The sequence below is a fragment of the Janibacter massiliensis genome (assembly GCF_900289115.1).
GTDB lineage: Bacteria > Actinomycetota > Actinomycetes > Actinomycetales > Dermatophilaceae > Janibacter_A > Janibacter_A massiliensis.
In genome coordinates this window covers 2,343,995-2,360,378 of sequence record NZ_LT985196.1, presented here as the reverse complement: position 1 = coordinate 2,360,378, position 16,384 = coordinate 2,343,995, and the positions used below count along the sequence as shown (strand labels likewise).

The following is a 16,384-nucleotide window of genomic DNA, read 5'->3' as shown; positions in this document are numbered from 1 at the left end:
GCCCGCCAAGCCGCCGACCAGCAGTCGAGCCACAAACTAGACGGCCTTGACCATGGCCATGGTCTTGCCGCAGCAGCACGTCGGGCTCGGCTGGCCGTCGCAGCTGGGCGGGTCTCCCTTGGTCACCGCGAGCTCGCAGCCGCAGGCTTCGTCCGGGCAGCGATACACCTCTCCCTCCTGGAACGACATCGTTCTCACCTCCTTCCTCAAAGCGTCTTCCTCGGACGCGAGCGACACTAGAACCTGGCCCCTGGGTGAAGGTCAACAATGATGCCGAGGAGGAAGATCATGGCAGTCCTGGAGATGACGATCGGCCAGGCGGCCAGGGCCGCAGGGGTCACGCGCAAGCCCGTCCGCGTGTACGAGGCCAAGGGCCTGCTCCCCGAAGTGGCACGCAGCACGGCCGGATACCGCCTCTACACGCCTGCTGATGTAGAACTGCTGACGTTCATCCGCAGAGCCCGCGCTCTCGGACTCCACCTCGATGACGTCCGAGAAGTGCTCGAGATCCGCCACGGCGGGACCCCTCCCTGCGACGCCGTCCGGGACCTGCTCGACGCCCGCATCGAGGAGGTCGACACCGCAGTCGATGACCTCATAGCGCTGCGGAAGACCCTCGTCGACACCCGGCGGGCCGCCGACGAGCGAGCCTGCGAGCCTGCATCGCCCGTCTGCTCGATCATCGAAGACGCGTGAATGCGACAGCCCGCCGACCAGTCTCCCAATCCGACCGCGAGCCTCGTCCGCAAGGATCACTCACACCTGCGTGAAGTTAGCGAACCTCACGGCAGCGGGTAGCCGCCGAGCTGAGCCAGTCCGGTCGGCCCGACCCGTTTCGGTGGGCGTCGGCGAGTAGGTCAACCCACCCGGAGGAGGACCCAGCAACGCGGTTCCCCGATGCAGTCGCATCAGACCCGGCGGCTCTGGCGACACAGTAGACGCTGGTCTGGCAGACAGACTCTACCTTCGACTGGGCCCCATCCCCATTGAAGTCGAGCGGACGTATTCTGAGAGGTGGGGAAGGTGCGTTACCGTGATGCCCATTTGGGCTCAAACCAACATCTGACCAGCGAAAACACGCTCCTGCGAACGCGTCTGAACTTCAACGTAGACTAACGTGGGAAGTCTGGTTCGAGAGGCCCCTTTCGAGCTGTCTATGGGCTCGCCGGGCACCCCTGCAGGCGCTGCGGAACGGCGATCGTGCGGGAGAAGTTCACGAGCCGCTCGAGCCGCTCTTGCCCGGTCTGCCAGCAAAAACGCTCGGTGAGCGGTCGTGCTCGATGCGATCACGAACGGGCGGGCAGCCCTCACGTATGAGAGCATTGCCTCGACCCGCAGTTCGTCAATGTGTCGCGAGCGCCACCGGTGCGGATGTCGGACAGCAGGCCGCCCAGCGCGCTCGCCAAGGTAGTGGATCCGGCCCTTCCGAAGCTGCCGATTCTGATGCCCTGCGACCGCGCTGATTGGTAGGCTCAGCCGAGGTGCCGATGCCAGAACGCACCGTCTGGCCGTCGTGCCTGCGGCTTTCCCTAAGCGGCCTCGGTGTGCCACTGCAGATCGTCTTAAGCCGTAGACATGGGGTCTGTCAGCGCCGCGGACGAACGGCTCTCATGTCTACACGTACCGGCAGACCTGGCCCGCGCTGCACGTCTCGGGCTCGGGTTGCGCCGCGTCGTCCCGGAGGCCGGCGATGGTGTCGCGCAGGGCGGAGAGCTGCGCGATCTGCTGCTCGATGTCGCGCAGGCGCGCGTCGAGCAGCTCGCGCCCGTGGTCGCACGGGGCGTGGCCGGCGTCGCGGATGTCCACGATCTGCCGGATCTGGGCGAGCATGAGGCCGGCGGCTGCCACCGCTGCTGCTGAGCCGAACCCGAATGAAACGAGAACACCCATGACAACCAGACGCGACGCCCGAGCCAGCAGCGGCCTGCCGCTCGGGCCAGGGGCCGTGCTCTTCATGGCCCTCTGCTGCGCACTGCCGCTGCTCATCGCCGGCGGCGTCCTCGCCGGCGTCGGCGGGATCCTCGGCAACCCCTGGGTGCTCGGCACCGGCATCGCGTTCGTGGCGCTCATCGTGCTCATCGCCACCCGCCGAGCCTGCGGCGACCGCACCGGCCACGATTGCTGCCCATGGATTCCAACCACGCCACCGACCAGGCTAAGGGCGGAGCCGATCGGGTTTAGAAAAGGGCCGTCGGCTGGTGCTCCTTCGACTGTTGCCGATAGACGGCTACGTCGCGGACCTTCCTCTGGAGCGCGTGTGGCACGCGCCGCGGTAGTGCTCTGCTGATCTGAAACTGCATTCAGCAGCCTCGCCGCTGGCGATGCCAGCAGGCTGTTTGGATTAACTTTACCCTCGGCTATAATGTCCTGGCAGGAGGTTCCATGAAGATCGGCGAACTAGCTCAGTTGTCTGGCGTGACCACCAAGGCGCTCCGGTACTACGAGTCCATTGGGGTTCTGGCCGAACCGGGGCGTACCACGTCCGGATACCGGGACTACGACGAGTCCTTCATCGATCGGTTGACATTTATCCGCAGCGCCCAGCGGCTGGGGTTTAGTCTGGACGAGGTGAGGGAGATCCTGGCTTTTCGTGAGCGCAACGAGGTCCCGTGTGCCTATGTGCGCGGCGTCCTAGAATCCCAACTGGAGGGAATCGGACAACGCATACGTGAGCTCGTGGTGCTCCAGAAACAGTTGACGGAGATCGTCTCAGAGGCGGACCGGCTCCCCACGGCCGATGACTACTGCACCTGCCGGTTGATTGAGCATGTGCGACAGAAGAGCGGGCCCGCCTCAGACCATCGCGGCTAGACTCCGTCCATCTGACGGCAGGCGTCGGCGGCCTTGCGGCAGGCTTCAGCGCACTCGTCCATGCCGGTGCGTTCGCATTCCTGGGCGCACTGCTCGCAGGCGACGGCGCATACCCGGCACAACTCGGCGGAGAACTGGCTGCCGCGGGCCAGTAACGGAATGCAGGCCCGGCACAGGTCCGCGCAATCAGTGCAGAGCTTGATGCAGCTGGCCAGGTCCTTGTTGCCCTGGTCGGCGCAGTCCTGGGCGCAGGCCTCGCACTTGGCCAGACAGTCGCTGAGGGTGTCGATGAGGTGTTTGGTCTGGTCCTCGATCATGGGCATTTGGGGTACTTCTTTTCCGAGTAGCCACCAGTCTTCTCATCGTGGACCTTCCTCCGCTGGAACGTCAACCGCAGCGGGCACTATCCCGTGGCTGCTCACTTGACCTTCCAGTCGAGTGGAAGGTCTAGTGTGGTTCCATGGCAGACGAACTGACGGCCCGGGGTACTGGCAAGGTGTTCGACGAACACGTGCAGCAGGGCGCACATGGCACCGTGGATGAGGACCTGGAGCGCAATTACGCGTCCGACGTGGTGGTGCTGACCGGGGCCGGTGCGCACCGCGGCCACGAAGGAGTCCGCGAACTGGCCGAGCTGCTGCGCGGGCAGCTGCCGCAGGCCGAATTCACCTATACGGCCCGTGTTTTTGCCGGGGAGGTCGCTTTACTGGAGTGGACCGCCCAGGCGGCGAACGGTGGCCGCGTCGAGGATGGGGCAGATTCTTTTCTCATCCGGAACGGCCGAATCCAGGCCCAAACCATTCACTACACCGTTCTGCCAGGTTCTCGGCAGGACAAGGATCGAAATTGAGGAAAGTGCGAGGTGAGCACCATGGCAACAACAACCGTGACTCTGAAGGTTGAGGGAATGAGCTGCACCGGGTGTGAGCAGCGGTTAGGCACAGCGCTGCGCCGGCTTGAGGGTGTCAGCGAGGCCACAGCCGATCACCGCACCGGTGAACTCAATATTCGGTACGACGCCGACGTGACCGACCGTGAAGCACTCGAAGAACGTGTGGTGACCGCCGGCTACGAGGTCGCCGGCACTGAAGGATCAGCGTAATGACCACGGAGACCGCACCCCAGGACGAGCAGTTGTGGGATGAGGAGCCCAGCCATCTGGAGGGGCACGCTCGGATTCGTGCCCGAATCGCCGGGCTGCACTGCTCGTTGTGTACCGGCACCATTGAAAAGGCGCTGGGCCGCCAGGCCGGGGTTGATCAGGTCGCCGTCAGCCTCACCCACGAGCAGGCGCTCATCGATTATGACCCGAAGCTGATCAAACCGCAGGAAATCCTGAGGACGCTGCGCGATATCGGCTATGACCTGTACGACCCACGGAAGCTGCGCCCCTTTGAGGACGAGGAAGCGGACCTGATCCGGGAAGGCAAAAGGCTGCTGCTGGCGGTCGCCGCCAGCCTGACGGCCATCGCGATGATCCTGGAAGTCTCCGGCATCTGGTCAGTGTTGGTGCCGGCTTCGGTGGTGGTGCTGATGGTTCCCGTCGCCTATGCGATCCTGCTGCCGGCCGGGAAAGCCCGCGCGGCACTGGGTGCCCTGGCGATCATCGCGCCGGCAGCGTTGGCGTACGCCGGCCGGGAAACCGGGCTGATCACCGATCTAATAGCCGGGTGGGTCACCGGTGCTTTGGCCCTGGCCGTGGTGTTCGGTGTTGCCCCGCATATCCTGCGGATGGCGTATCAGGCGGCCCGGCGCGGCATCCTCAACCAACATGTGTTGCTGGAGGTTGGCGCTTTCGCGGGGATTGCCGGCGGCATCATCGGATTGACGGGAGTCCTGCCGGATTATCCGACCGCACCGTTCTTCGCGGTGACCGTGCTGGTGACCAACTACCATATCTTCTCCGAATGGCTCTCGCTGCTGGTGAAGACCCGCTCCAGCCAGGCGGTGCGGAAACTGCTCGAACTGCAACCCGATACCGCACGGCTGGTACGCGATGGCCGCGAAGAGGAAGTGCCGGTAGCCGAGATTAGTGTCGGGGACACTGTGCGGGTCCGTCCCGGCGACCGGGTCCCCGTCGATGGGCAGGTCATCGACGGACACACCACCGTCGATCTGTCCCTGGTGACCGGCGAGCCAGTGCCAACCGAACGCTCAACCGGCGATGAGCTGATCGGCGGGTCCATCAACGGGGCCGGCTCCGTGCTGGTGGAGGTGACCCGCACCGGAGCCGACAGCTTCCTGGCCCAGGTGGTCCGCCACGTCGAAGACGCCCGGGCTCTTAAACCCGGCATCCTGCACCTGGTGGACCGGGTGCTGCGCGTCTACACCCCCACGGTACTCATCGTCGCCGCCCTCGCCCTACTGGGTTGGCTGGCCGGCAGCTGGGTTCTCACCGGAGAGCCGGACGTCCGCCGCGCCGTGTTCGCCGGCATCGGTGTCCTGGTGATGGGCTACCCGTGCGCGGTGGGTATCGCTGCACCGTTGGCGATCGTCCGCGCCGCCGGTGAGGCCGCCGATAAGGGCATCATCATGCGCACGGGCGAAGCATTCCAGACCTTCGGCCAAGTGCGCACGATCGTGCTCGATAAGACCGGAACGCTCACCGAAGGCCGCCCCACGGTCCGTGAAACCGAGGCGATGGGCAATGAGGCGGAACTGCTGGCCATCGCCGCCGCGGCTGAGAACCCCTCCGAGCACCCGCTGGCCCGTGCCATCGTCACCGCCGCCGAACAGCGCGGCCTGACGGTGAAGCCGGTGGATGATTTTGACTCCATCACCGGTTTCGGCGTCAGCGCCTCGATCGAGGGAGACCCCGTCCTAGTGGGCCGACCCGCCTTCCTCCGGGACCAGGGCATCGACCTGAGTCCCTTGTCGTCGGCGGTCACCCGCCTGGAGGGCATTGGCCGCACCGTTGTCGCCGTCGCCGTTGCCGGCCGCCTCCAGGGGGTGATCGCCCTGGGCGATGACATTCGCCCAGACGCTGTCCAAGCGGTTACGGCCATGCGTGAGGCCGGCATCCGCCCGGTGCTGGCCACCGGGGACAACGGCCGCGCCGCGGCCCACGTTGCAGCCGAAGTGGGCATCGAGGATATCCGCGCCGGAATCCTGCCCGAAGAGAAAGCCGCTTTGGTGCGCGAGCTGCAAGACGGCGGCAATCGCGTGGCCATGGTCGGTGACGGCATCAACGACGCACCGGCCCTGATGCAGGCCGACGTCGGAATCGCCATGGGCGGCGGGACCGATATCGCGGTCGAATCCGCCGACGTGGTCATCGTCCGCGACGACCTCACGGCGATCCTCGAAGCCCAGCAGACCAGCCGCGCCAGCTACCGGCGCACCCGACAAAACGTGTCCTTGGCATTCCTGTTCAACGGCATCGGAATCCCAGCAGCCACCACCGGCCTGGTGTACCCGGTCTGGGCCATGGTCGCCATGGCTCTGTCGGTGACCACCATCTTCGTCAACAGCCTCGGCGGCCGGCCCTCCCTGCTGTTCGAAGCCATCGGCAGCGTCGGGCGTACCAGTCCGAATGCCGAGGAGAATGAGAGGCAGAAGTGAGCTGAGCCCCATAATTGACGAGTTCGAGCTGAACAGGGTCACCGGCGGACAAGGACTGGTCTTGCTGGACATCTGGCACGCCCCTGCGCCCCTGCCGGGCACTGGAACCCCGGCTCGACTACTTCGCGTGTCCCTGCGCGTTTGGAGGCTACCGGATTGACGTGGACGTCCAGCTAGACATGGTTGCACGCCGCGACGTCACAAGTATCACAACAATCATCTCCTTGATGTGACGATACCTGGCTGCCGGGCTCATGCTGATGGTCGAGTCTCGAAACTTCGTGTCTGAAACGACTCGTCCGAGAGCAGGATTTCGAAACACTTGATCATGGGTCCAGAGGCCGAGCATCGGCTTTCGGACGCCACTATGGATGCTCAGGAGATCTTGAGGAGGCCCGATGTCCGAGGACGCATGGCTGGTCGTCGTCGCTGTGGCCGAGCGCCACGGCTGCAGTACCAAGACCGTAAGGCGACGAATCAGGCAGGGAGACCTTGCGGCACGCACCGAGAAGGTGGGCGGCCGCGACGGACGCCCGGTGATCAACAACCTGACCCGGTCTCGAACCTGGACTACGCGTTCGGCTCGGCGGTGCACGACGAGCACGTCCGGAGGATCAACGAGGCCGCGCCGCCGCTGAGACGCGAACAGGTGACGGCCATCGCCCAGGTCTTCACTGACCACCCGCTGGAATGAGACGCCAAGCGGAGAAGAGAAGGGGAGGCCGGGACTGCGTCGTAGGCGACGTAGTGCCCATATTCGATGGCGGAGGCGTCCTGTGCGCACGGTCGCGGATGTCCGATTCTTCCTTCGACCGGGCCGTTGGTATGTTGAAGTCGTGAGGTCGTACTCTGGTGTGTAGGCAGCACACGTCATGGCACGTTATTTCGCGGCGAAGTGGCCTCTGACCAGCGGAAACGTCTCCATCAGAGACTCCCAGTTTTTCAATGTATCTATCGTGGGAAGTAGGGCTACTTCGACCGGCGGCTCGACGCGTACGGGCAGGAGGGCCGGCCCTGCTCCCGGTGCGGCACGCCGATCCGCCGCAGCGCATTCATGAACCGCAGCTCGTTCTGGTGCCCACGCTGCCAGCCCAGGCCACGCTCCCGGGGGTAGGGCTCAGAACGGGGGAGAACCGACGTCCGCACCCTCGGTCACTGCGCCCTCTGTGCCAGCGTCGACGAGGTCGCCGCTCGGCTCCATGGCGATCGGGCCGATCGGCGGACCGGCGTGCAGACTGCTCGGCCGCCAGGCCGGGTGGTCGGGGACCGCAGCCGCGTATGCGGTCGGCCACGTGACCCGCTGGGTCCCGCCGGGCGAGGTCCACTCGGTGGTCCCGTCGGCGTGCAGGGTGTGGCGCCACCCCGGTGCGTGCTTGACCCGGTGGTGGTGGCGGCAGAGCCCGGACAGGTTGGCCCCGGCGGTCGGGCCCGCGGGGTAGGGGACTGCGTGGTCGAGGTCGCAGTCGGCGACGCGTCGGCTGCATCCCCACATCCGGCACCGGGTGTCACGAAGCTGCACCAGGCGTCGGACCGCGGGCGAGGGCACGTAGCCCACGGACGAGGTCTCCGAGACGGTCCCCTCCTCGGGATCGAGCAGCGCGCGGGTCACCCGGGTGTCCAGCCGTTCCACGAGGGTCTGGACGACCGACCCGGGGATCCATCCCAGCCGGGGGACCTCCACCCCGCCCACCCACGCCGGAGCGGTCTCGTTCCCGCCCGAGGGAACGAACCCTGGGCGGGCCGGTCCGCAGCCGGATCCAGACCCGGACCCGGACCCGGGCCCGGACCCGTGGACGAGCGCGAGCCCGAGCGTGACGTGGGTGCTCACCTCCACCCCGCGCATTGCGAGGTCCGCCAGCGCCATCGCACGGGCCGCGCCCGCGGTGAGGTCGGGGTCGTCCCGCCGCCGCTGCCGCGCGAGCTGGTCGACGCTCGCGGTGATGACGAGAGCCACCTCGCTCGGCAGCGTCGCGGCGATCACGGTCGTGCCGGTCGGCCCGGGGTAGGTCGTGACATCGGTCCGCGTCGTTCTGTTCTGCGCCGCTCTTGCCTCACGCCACCCCGGGTCGGTCCGGTCGAGCACCCGGCGGCACGCCTGGGCGAGGTCGTGGCGGTCGAGGGCCTGGAGCCGCGGCGTCCGCGTGCCGCGCTTGGCCGCGAGGAGGTGCCCGACGCACGCCCGCACGCCCTGCGAGGAGGCGTCGGCGGTCTCGTCGGCGACCAGACGCAGGGTGTCCTCCGGCACCTCACCCTCGAGCAGCGGGCGCAGGAGCGGGTCGAGATCATGCGCCAGCCGTACCGCCAGCTCGGTCCGGACCCGTGACTCGTGGGGCCGGCAGTCGAGGGTCATCGCGACGACATCGGGCGCCATCTCCGCGACGAGGCCCGGCGGCGTCCGGGTCTCGACGAGCGACCCGTCGGGCCCGCGGTCGTGTCCCCGGCGGCCGATGTCGGCCAGGACGGCCAGCTGTGCGGCGTCGGCGGCCCGGCGCACCCGTTCCAACGACGCTGCGGCCCTCGTCAACGTCTCGAGGTCCTGCGAGGGCGCGAGGGTGGCAGCGGCCATTGCGCCGACCCGCAGGCCGTCGACGATCGTCGCGCACAGGGTGTCGATGTCATCGAACATGTGTACGACTCTGCCGGAGGGGTCCGACAACGGGACCGGGCCTTCGTTCCCACGGCCGGGAACGAACCGTCACCCGCCCGACGATCAGGGCATGGGCTTCGGCGCGAGCTTCACCTTCGTCCCCGTGGCCTCCTCCGACAACCGGGCGAAGGCGGCGCGGATGGTCGAGGCGTAGAGGTGCGCGCCCTCGAGGCTGGGGTGGATGCCGTCGGGCTGGAGCTGATCGGGGCGCGAACGCACCGCCGCGTCCCAGTCGGCGACCTCGACGTTCGCCCGCTCCTTCGCCACCCGCCGCAGCAGGGTGTTGTCCGCCCTCGTGCGCGGCTCGTCGATGTGGATCGTGACGAGGACGACCATCCGGTCCGGCCCGATCCGGTCGAGAACCGCGGTCACGGTCGCCTCGTCGATACCCGCATTCGTCCCGAAGGACATGACGACGGCGCGGCGCAGGGTGTCGCCGGCCCGCTCGACCGCCGCCTCCCCGTCCGACCAGTGCCGGTTCGAGCGCGCGTCGATCTGGATGCCGGGGAAGTAGTACTTCAGCGCGGGGACCGCACCGACCATCATCGAGTCGCCGAAGGCGTCGATCTCCCGCCCCCTCGGCATGGTGAAGTCGTCCCGCAGCACGACCGTCTCGTCCTGCCGGGGCCCGGACGCCGCGGCCTCGTTCGCCTCGATCATCCGCTGCGTCGAGCTCGTGTCGGGCGCGGTGAGGACGACCGTCGTCACCGCGACGGCGGTGAGGAGGCCGGCGGCCAGGGCGATCTTCGCCCGGCGCCCGTCGAGCGGCCCCAGGCGCGCGAGGAGCAGCCGGGCGCAGCCGCGGAAGCCGTGCCGCCGCATCGGCGTCTCGACGAGCCGGAAGGACAGGTCCGCGCACGCCCACGTGACGACGACGGCCCACACCCGGGACCAGAGGAACCGGGCGGTCCCGTCGCTCGCCGGGATGTCCTGGGCGACGACGAGGATGACCGGCCAGTGCCACAGGTACAGCCCGTACGAACGCCGACCGACGGCGGTGAGCGGGCCCCACTCGAGGGCGCGGCGCAGCGGGCCGTCGCGGTCGATCGTCCCGAGGAGGACGCCGGCGGTCGCGAGCGAGGCGAGGGCGATCCCGCCGCGGAAGGTGACCGCGGAGGACTCCGCGAGCACGACGACGAGGAGCGTGAGCACCCCCAGGCTCCCCCCGACGACCCACCGGCGGTACCGCTGCCACGTCACCGTGCTCGTCCACGCGCGGTGCGGTGCCGACCACGCGAACGCGAGCGCCGCGCCGATCATCAGGCCCGTCGCGTGGGTGTCGGTGCCGTAGTAGGCGCGGGTCGCCGAGCCCGGCTCCCACGCTGCGGCCATGAGGATCGTGGAGAGGGTGGCGAGCCCGGCGGCGATACCCGTGCGGACCCGCCACGAGCGCGTGAGCGCGCCCAGGCCGACGACCGCGAACGGCCACAGGAGGTAGAACTGCTCCTCGACGGCGAGCGACCACAGGCTTCGGAACAGCTGGGGGGAGCCGCGGTCGAAGTAGTCCGAGCCCGCGCCGATCTCGAGCCAGTTCGTGCTGAACGTCAGGGCGCCGAGGACCTGCCGGCCGATCCCGACGAGCAGGTCGCGCTCGGACAGGGAGGCGACGAGGACGGACCCGACGACGCACAGCAGGAGCGCCGGCAGGAGTCGTCGGGCGCGCCGGACCCAGAACGAGCGCAGGTCGATACGCCCGGTCCGCTCACCCTCGCGCAGCAGCAGCGTGGTGATGAGGAACCCGGAGACGACGAAGAAGACGTCGACGCCGAGGAAGCCACCGGGCAGCCAGGAACCCTCGAGGTGGTAGACGATGACGGCGATGACCGCCAGCCCGCGCAGGCCGTCGAGCCCGGGAAGGTGGACGCGCGCACGAGGTCGTTCCGGCACGGCCCGCGCCGCGCCGACCGCCTCGGTGGTCGCCGCCATGGTCGTCACCGTAGGGAGCGCGCGTCCGTCGGTCGGGCAGGCGCGCCGGAGCCCGTGCCGCGCTCCTACGCTGGCGTCCGTGAGCACCGACCCGAGCACCACGCCACCCGTCGAGGTCCCCGCCGAGCTGCAGCGCCTGCGGTCGAGCATCGACAACATCGACGCCGCGCTCGTCCACCTGCTCGCCGAGCGGTTCAAGGCGACGCAGCGGGTCGGGGTGCTCAAGGCCGAGCGTGGGCTGCCCCCGGCCGACCCCTCCCGCGAGGAGCGTCAGATCGCCCGGTTGCGCTCGCTTGCGGACGATGCCGGGCTCGACCCGACGTTCGCCGAGAAGTTCCTCACCTTCGTCATCGCCGAGGTCATCCGCCACCACGAGGCCATCGCAGGGGAGGGGGGCGACCGCGGCACGGACCCTGCCCCGGCGATCTTCCACCTCGCGCTCCCGGAGGACTGGGCCCGGGCCCGGGAGGTGGGCGAGTACCGGGTCTCGACCCGCGGGATGACCCTCGAGGAGGTCGGGTTCATCCACGCGAGCGGCCCGCACCAGTGGCAGGGCGTCCGGAGGCGCTTCTACGCAGACGTCGACGGGCCGCTGCTGCTGCTGACCATCGACCCCGCTCGGCTCGAGGCCGAGGTCGTCCGGGAACCCGGTGTGCCCGGCGGTGACGAGCTCTTCCCCCACGTGTACGGGCCGATCCCGGTCGACGCGGTCACCGAGGTCGCCACCATCGAACCGCCCGACTGACATACCGTCGGGGGCATGGCAGGGATTCGGCTCTGGACAGGGGTCGCAGCGCTGGTCGCCGGTCTAGGCCTCGTCGGGTGCAGCGACGACGCGTCACGCGACGCCCCGGTGGGCGATGACCGGTCGGCCACCTCGACGGCTGCGGGCACCACGGGGGTCGATCCGGGGGTCCGTGCAGTCACCCTTGAGCGCGAGGTGCTGGGTGGTCTGCGCGACGCCGCGAAGCACGCTGTGGTGACGGGGACCGTCACCCGGTCGTGGGAAACGACGCCCGATGGTGACACCGACAGCTTCTTGGCGCTCCATGTCGTCACCGTCAAGGTCGACCGCCACCTCACGGCCGTCCGCACGCCGCAGGAGATCGACATTCACAACGGCTACGTCGAGTACGAGCGGGCCGTCCCTGCCTCGTCAGGGGAGGGCGATCGCCAGACCGAGTCCGGCCAGCCCTGGCTGAAGGCCGGGGACGAGGTGCTTCTCGTGCTGGGGGACACGCCTGATCGCCAAGGAGGGCGATCGGTCTGGGGGGCGTTCTCGGCGGGCGGCACGTTCCGGGTCGTCGACGGCCGGGTGGATGTCTCGCCTCGTCGTGACGATCGGCTGGACGATCTCGCCCGTGCGATCGACGGATCGACGATCGATGAGGTCGAGGCACGCCTGAAGACGGCCTGAGTCCTGGCGGGGCGCAGGTAGGGTGGCCCGACCGTCCCCGTCCCCGGAGCCGCCCGCGTGTACGTCAAGAGCCTGACCCTCAAGGGCTTCAAGTCCTTCGCGTCGGCGACCCACCTGCGGCTCGAGCCCGGCATCACGTGCATCGTCGGCCCGAACGGGTCCGGGAAGTCGAACGTCGTCGACGCCCTCGCCTGGGTCATGGGCGAGCAGGGCGCGAAGACCCTGCGCGGCGGGAAGATGGAGGACGTCATCTTCGCCGGCACCTCCGGGCGGCCACCGCTCGGTCGCGCCGAGGTGACGATGACGATCGACAACTCGGACGGCGCCCTGCCGATCGACTACACCGAGGTGACGATCAGCCGGACGATGTTCCGCAACGGCGGGTCCGAGTACGCGATCAACGGCACGAGCTGCCGCCTCCTTGACATCCAGGAGCTGCTGTCCGACTCCGGCATCGGCCGGGAGATGCACGTCATCGTCGGGCAGGGGCAGCTCGACGCCGTCCTGCGCGCCACCCCGGAGGAACGCCGGGGATTCATCGAGGAGGCCGCCGGCGTCCTCAAGCACCGCAAGCGCAAGGAGAAGGCGCTGCGCAAGCTCGAGGGGATGGAGGTAAACCTCGCCCGCCTGGCCGACCTCACGAGCGAGCTGCGGCGTCAGCTCGGTCCCCTCGGTCGTCAGGCCGAGGCCGCCCGCCGCGCCGCGACGATCCAGGCCGACGCCCGGGACGCCCGCTCCCGCCTGCTCGCCGACGACCTCGTCCAGCTGACGTCGGCGCTGGAGCAGGAGGTCGCAGACGAGCGTGCGCTCCTGGCCCGCAGGGCTCGCGCCGAGGAGACCGTCGCGCAGCTGCAGGGACAGACCCGCGCGCTCGACGAGGCCGCCCGGGCCGCAGCGCCCGAGCTCGCCGCCGCGGGGGACCGGTGGGTGCGCCTGCGGTCGCTGGCCGAGCGGCTCGAGGCGACGGCCGCGCTCGCGAGCGACCGGGTGCGCCTGCTCACCCGGGACGACGAGGAGGAGTCGACGAGCGGCCGCGACCCCGAGGAGCTGCGCGCCCAGGCCGCACGGGCCCGTGAGGCCGAGCAGGCGATGCTCGCCGAGGTCGCCGCGGTCCGCGAGAAGGTCGAGGCGGCCGTCGCCGCGAAGGAGGAGGCCGAGTCCGCCCACACCCGCGAGCGCGACCGCCTGGCGGCCCTGGCCCGCGCGGCCGCCGACCGGCGCGAGGGGCTCGCGCGGCTCGCGGGGCAGGTCGGGGCCCGCCGTAGCCGCATCGAGGCCGGTGAGGCCGAGGCCGGTCGGCTCGTCGAGGCCGCGGAGGCTGCCCGGGCGCGCGCAAGCGCCGCGGAGGCGGAGTTCCACGCGCTCGAGGGGACGATCGCCGCCGACGAGTCGGGTGAGGGGGACCTCGACTCCGCGTACGAGGCGGCGGAGGAGGCGGTCCGGGCCGCCGAGGCCGAGGTCGAGCGCCTCGAGACCGGGCGGCGAGCCGTCGAGTCCGCCCGCGGCGCTGCTGCCGCCCGGGTCGAGGCGCTCGCGATGAGCCTGCGTCGCAAGGACGGCGGTGCCGCGCTGCTCGAGCTCGGCGACGACCTCCCGGGGCTCATCGGAGCCCTCCCGACGCTCGTCGACGTCACCGGGGGCCACGAGGCCGCGGTCGCCGCGGCGCTCGGCCAGGCCGCTGACGCCGTCGCCGTCGCGGACACGCCCAGCGCGTTGTCCGCGCTCGACCGGCTGCGCACCGACGACGCCGGTCAGGTCACCGTCGTCGTCGCCGACGCGCCCGCCCCCGCCGCGTCCGACCGCCCGCCGCTGCCCCAGGGAGCCGTGTGGGCGCTCGACATGACGAGCGCCCGCAACGGCGTGGGCGGGGTGCTCGCCCGGGTCCTCGACCTCGTCGCTCTCGTTCCCGATGCGCAGGCCCCCGCCCGCCTCGTCGCCGCCGAGCCGTCGGTCACGGCGGTCACCCCGGACGGGGACGTCGTCACGGCCGCCGGGGTCCGCGGCGGCAGCGCCCCCCCGCCGAGCCAGCTCGAGCTGACCGCCGCGCTCGAGGAGGCGGAGCGTGAGGTCGCCGGCCACGCCGCGCGGGGGGAGGAGATCGGGTTCGCCCTCGTCCCCGCCCGCGAGGCCGTCACCCGGGCCCGCGCCCGGCTGGACGCGGCCCTCGAGGCCCTGCACGAGTCGGACGCCCGGATGTCGGCCGTCGCCGAGAAGCTCGGCTCGTTGCGGGCCGCGGTCCGCACCGCCCACGCCGAGGCCGACCGCACGGAGAAGAACGCCGCCGCGGTCCGGGACCGGCTCGAGGGGGACCGGGTCGAGCTCGCCGGGCTCGAGGAACGGCTCGCCGCCGCGCAGCAGGAGGAGCCGGAGGACGCCGACGACTCGACCGACGAGCGGGACCGGCTCGAGCTCGAGGCATCCCGGGCCCGGACGGCCGAGACCGAGCTCCGGCTCACGCTGCGCACGACCGAGGAGCGGGCGCGGTCCCTGCGCGGCCGAGCCGAGTCGCTCGAGGGCGCCGCGCGCAACGAGCAGGCCGCCCGCGACCGGTTGCGCGCCCGGCGCGAGCGCCGCCGCCGGGAGGCCGAGGTCGCCCGCGCCGTGCACGAGGCCGGGGCATGGGGAGCGGCCCGCATCGCCTCCCTCGTCGGGATCGCCGACGAGCGCCGCCAGGCCGCCCAGCGGGAGCACGACGAGCGCGACGCGGCCCTGCGGCAGGCCCGGGAGCGGCTCGGCGTCGCCCAGGACGAGCTCCGGCAGCTCACCGACAGCGTCCACGCCGACGAGGTCGCCCGCGCCCAGCAGGTCGCGCGCATCGAGCAGCTGCGCGAGCGGGCGGTCGAGGAGCTGGGGATCGACCCCGACGTCCTCGTCGACGAGTTCGGTCCCGACCGCCTCGTCCCGCACGTCCCCGGCCCGGACGACTCGGAGCCGACGGAGGACACCCCCGCTCCCGAGCCGCGCCCGTACGTGCGCGAGGAGCAGGAGAAGCGCCTGCGCACCGCCGAGCGAGGCCTCAAGGCGCTCGGGCGGGTGAACCCGCTCGCCCTCGAGGAGTTCGCCGCGCTCGAGGAACGGCACACCTTCCTCGTGACCCAGCTCGAGGACCTCCGCCGCTCGAAGGCGGACCTGCTCGAGATCGTCAAGGAGGTCGACGAGCGGGTCGAGCGGGTCTTCGGGGAGGCGTTCGCGGACACCGCCGAGCAGTTCGAGCGGGTCTTCGGTCGGCTCTTCCCCGGCGGTGAGGGGCGGCTGGTCCTGACGAACCCCGACGACCTCCTCACGACCGGGCTCGAGGTCGAGGCACGTCCGCCCGGCAAGAAGGTCAAGCGACTGTCGCTGCTGTCGGGCGGGGAGCGCTCGCTCGTCGCGGTCGCGCTGCTCGTGGCGATCTTCAAGGCCCGTCCGAGCCCCTTCTACATCATGGACGAGGTCGAGGCGGCCCTCGACGACACCAACCTCGGGCGCCTCATCACCCTGTTCGAGGAGCTGCGGGACAGCAGCCAGCTCATCGTCATCACCCACCAGAAGAAGACGATGGAGGTCGCCGACGCGCTCTACGGCGTCTCGATGCAGGGCAACGGGATCACCACGGTCGTCAGCCAACGGATCCGCGACGTCGCGCCCGCGGACACGGGGTCGGCCCCGGTCTGATCTCTTCCGCCGTCACGGGGGGGGCCTTCGCGCGTGTCGATTTTGGAGGCGCCGTCGGGCGGGGGACGATGGTGTCATGCTCCTCCCCGTCGTGCTGGCTCTCCTGCTGATCACCGCGCTCTCCCTCGCGGTCATCGCGCTCGTCGCGGTGCCCGCCCGCCGGGAGGGACGTGAGCTGCTGACGGAGCGCGGCGAGGAGGTCGTCGTCAAGGTCCGGCGCAGCACCGACAAGGTCGGGCAGGCCACCTCCGGGATCGCCGGGGCGACGAAGGCCGGCGCCGCGAAGGTCCGTTCGCTCCGCCAGTGACCCCCGGCTCCTGAGCCGATCCCCGCCCGTCCCCGTCCCCGTCCCGGGGGCGGGCGGGGAT

At 70.1% G+C, this 16,384-nt stretch carries 13 protein-coding genes and 4 pseudogenes; 12 read left to right on the top strand and 5 right to left on the bottom strand.

Annotation, left to right across the window (positions count from 1 at the left end; translation table 11 throughout):
* Positions 1-36: 36 nt before the first annotated feature.
* Positions 37-189, bottom strand: a complete 153-nt coding sequence (locus DAA34_RS12335) for a hypothetical protein (protein WP_199847460.1) — start codon at positions 187-189, stop codon at positions 37-39.
* Positions 190-288: 99 nt separating this feature from the next.
* Between DAA34_RS12335 and DAA34_RS11520 the strand changes: the two genes are divergently transcribed.
* On the top strand, positions 289-696 hold the full coding sequence (locus tag DAA34_RS11520) for a MerR family transcriptional regulator (RefSeq protein WP_106820148.1): 408 nt from the start codon (positions 289-291) through the stop codon (positions 694-696).
* Positions 697-1,179: 483 nt separating this feature from the next.
* Positions 1,180-1,317 (top strand): annotated as a pseudogene (locus tag DAA34_RS12615) (zinc finger domain-containing protein); the annotation flags it as partial.
* 297 nt (positions 1,318-1,614) lie between these two features.
* Here DAA34_RS12615 and DAA34_RS11510 read toward each other — a convergent pair.
* Positions 1,615-1,842: pseudogene (locus DAA34_RS11510) on the bottom strand (MerR family DNA-binding protein); the annotation flags it as partial.
* Positions 1,843-2,382: 540 nt separating this feature from the next.
* On the opposite strand from DAA34_RS11510, the gene DAA34_RS11500 reads away from it, so the two are divergent.
* Entirely contained in the window at positions 2,383-2,811 is a 429-nt protein-coding gene (locus tag DAA34_RS11500; protein ID WP_106819465.1) for a heavy metal-responsive transcriptional regulator, read from the top strand.
* Here the strand turns inward: DAA34_RS11500 and DAA34_RS11495 are convergent.
* On the bottom strand, positions 2,808-3,128 hold the full coding sequence (locus DAA34_RS11495; protein ID WP_106820146.1) for a four-helix bundle copper-binding protein: 321 nt from the start codon (positions 3,126-3,128) through the stop codon (positions 2,808-2,810). The genes DAA34_RS11500 and DAA34_RS11495 overlap by 4 nt on opposite strands.
* Before the next feature lie 143 nt (positions 3,129-3,271).
* Between DAA34_RS11495 and DAA34_RS11490 the strand changes: the two genes are divergently transcribed.
* From DAA34_RS11490 to DAA34_RS11475, 4 genes and pseudogenes are all read left to right on the top strand, one after another.
* The gene (locus DAA34_RS11490; RefSeq protein ID WP_106819463.1) at positions 3,272-3,661 is read left to right on the top strand and encodes a nuclear transport factor 2 family protein; all 390 of its coding nucleotides are present in this window, start codon (positions 3,272-3,274) and stop codon (positions 3,659-3,661) included.
* 21 nt (positions 3,662-3,682) lie between these two features.
* Positions 3,683-3,913, top strand: a complete 231-nt coding sequence (locus tag DAA34_RS11485) for a heavy-metal-associated domain-containing protein (protein WP_106820144.1) — start codon at positions 3,683-3,685, stop codon at positions 3,911-3,913.
* Complete coding sequence (locus DAA34_RS11480; RefSeq protein ID WP_106819461.1) at positions 3,913-6,372, top strand: heavy metal translocating P-type ATPase; 2,460 nt, start codon at positions 3,913-3,915, stop codon at positions 6,370-6,372. Before DAA34_RS11485 ends, DAA34_RS11480 begins: the two co-directional genes overlap by 1 nt.
* Before the next feature lie 967 nt (positions 6,373-7,339).
* Positions 7,340-7,486 (top strand): annotated as a pseudogene (locus DAA34_RS11475) (zinc finger domain-containing protein); the annotation flags it as partial.
* Positions 7,487-7,489: 3 nt separating this feature from the next.
* On the opposite strand, the gene DAA34_RS11470 reads toward DAA34_RS11475, so the two are convergent.
* Both DAA34_RS11470 and DAA34_RS11465 read right to left on the bottom strand, forming a co-directional pair.
* Positions 7,490-8,998, bottom strand: coding sequence for an HNH endonuclease signature motif containing protein (locus DAA34_RS11470; protein ID WP_106819459.1), 1,509 nt, complete (start codon positions 8,996-8,998; stop codon positions 7,490-7,492).
* 84 nt (positions 8,999-9,082) lie between these two features.
* Positions 9,083-10,945, bottom strand: coding sequence for an acyltransferase family protein (locus DAA34_RS11465; protein WP_106819457.1), 1,863 nt, complete (start codon positions 10,943-10,945; stop codon positions 9,083-9,085).
* A gap of 79 nt (positions 10,946-11,024) precedes the next feature.
* Between DAA34_RS11465 and DAA34_RS12570 the strand changes: the two are divergent.
* The 5 genes and pseudogenes from DAA34_RS12570 to DAA34_RS11445 all read left to right on the top strand — a co-directional run.
* A pseudogene (locus DAA34_RS12570) lies at positions 11,025-11,336 on the top strand (chorismate mutase); the annotation flags it as partial.
* Positions 11,325-11,690 (top strand): DUF952 domain-containing protein, encoded by a 366-nt coding sequence (locus DAA34_RS12565; protein WP_267894626.1) that lies wholly within the window; start codon positions 11,325-11,327, stop codon positions 11,688-11,690. The pseudogene DAA34_RS12570 and the gene DAA34_RS12565, both read left to right, overlap by 12 nt.
* Before the next feature lie 234 nt (positions 11,691-11,924).
* On the top strand, positions 11,925-12,362 hold the full coding sequence (locus tag DAA34_RS11455) for a hypothetical protein (protein WP_158707723.1): 438 nt from the start codon (positions 11,925-11,927) through the stop codon (positions 12,360-12,362).
* Between the two features lie 57 nt (positions 12,363-12,419).
* Complete coding sequence (smc, locus tag DAA34_RS11450) at positions 12,420-16,016, top strand: chromosome segregation protein SMC (RefSeq protein WP_106819451.1); 3,597 nt, start codon at positions 12,420-12,422, stop codon at positions 16,014-16,016.
* A gap of 76 nt (positions 16,017-16,092) precedes the next feature.
* Positions 16,093-16,323, top strand: coding sequence for a hypothetical protein (locus DAA34_RS11445; RefSeq protein WP_106819449.1), 231 nt, complete (start codon positions 16,093-16,095; stop codon positions 16,321-16,323).
* The last annotated feature ends 61 nt before the right edge of the window (positions 16,324-16,384 follow it).